We start from the raw sequence: 1,267 nt of genomic DNA, 5'->3' as shown, positions 1-1,267 counted from the left end.
CAGGGGCTGGCGGGGTCGCAGAAGTAGACGTTCATGTCCGTGGCCAKGGTGAAGGATTTGTGGGCTGCCATTTCGGAGCCCTGGTCCCAGGTCAGGGAGCCTCGCAGGTGCGCRGGCAGGGCCGTCATGGCGGTGACGAGTCCGTCCCGGACTGCTTCGGCGCCGTGATCCGTGGGCAGGTGGACGAGCATCACGTACCGGCTGGTGCGTTCGACCAGGGTGGCGATCGCGGACTGGTTCAGTGTCCCGGTGATGAGGTCTCCTKCCCAGTGCCCGGGGATGGCCCGGTCCTCGATTTCGGGCGGGCGTTCGGAAATCATGATCATTGGGTCCGCGAACCGGGGCCGTCGTTCCGCGGAGTTGTTGTGGGGGTGGCGGCGGGCGCGGCCGGTGCGCAGGGCGGCTTGGATTTCGCGTTTGAGGCCGCCCCGGGCCTGGAGGTAGAGGGCCTGGTAGATCGTCTCGGGGCTCACGCGCATCTCCTGGTCATCGGGGTGGTCCGTGACCAGCCTGTGCGATATCTGCTCCGGTGACCATTCCAGACCCAGTCCTGCCTGCACGTAATCCCGCAGTTTCGACTCGCCGGTCAGTTTCGCTGTCTTGGGACGGGCTCTGCGGGCGGCGGCTTGCCGGTCCGCTCCGTGGGGCAGGTAACCCAGCAGGGGGTCGCTGTTGCGGTGCAGTTCCCGGCTGATGGTCGAGGGGGAACGCTGCAGAGTCAGCGCTATCGTCCTCAGCGAGGAACCGGCCCGGCTCAGGTCCCGGATCATTTCACGTTCCTGCAGTGACAGAAAGCGGGGGTCGATGGACCCGTCGGAGTCCKACGGCGCGTGGAATGTGGTCACTCCACGTTTGTAGTCGACTACCYGCCCGTCGGGGTAAAAGCGGCGGCTGCCCGATTTTCGGATGCCAACGTCCCAGTCCTTGGCAGTGCGGGCATGCACACCCACGGCCCTGGCTGCCTCYCGGCGGCTGACCCCGGCCTCGCGCAGCTCAAAGAATTCATCCCGGCCAGGATGGGGACCGGACCCGCGTTTCCCGCGGCCCTTCAGTCCCGCCTTCCGGACCCAGCCTGCACAGGTGAACCGGTTCAACCCCAACTCTCTCGCGGCCGCCGCCGTACTCCCCAAGCGGTCAAACACCGCGAAAAATGCATCCTTCTGATCCTGCGAGTACCACCCGGATCCTGATGAATCACCGCTTAAACGAACCACGGTCGTTGCAACTCCCAAAAGTCGGGGTGTTGCAACGACCGCTAGAACCCAAG

1 protein-coding gene is annotated in these 1,267 nt (G+C 65.6%); it reads right to left on the bottom strand.

The genetic code is table 11. The features are described from left to right. Positions 1–992: IS30 family transposase (locus AC1D14_RS22555; protein ID WP_476969232.1), on the bottom strand; the 992-nt coding region annotated here is incomplete at its 3' end. Positions 993–1,267: the final 275 nt, after the last annotated feature.

The sequence above is a fragment of the Arthrobacter sp. P1_B11 genome, assembly GCF_056406715.1.
Note: the sequence above shows the minus strand (reverse complement) of the source record. Positions and strands in the feature narration are given on the sequence as shown.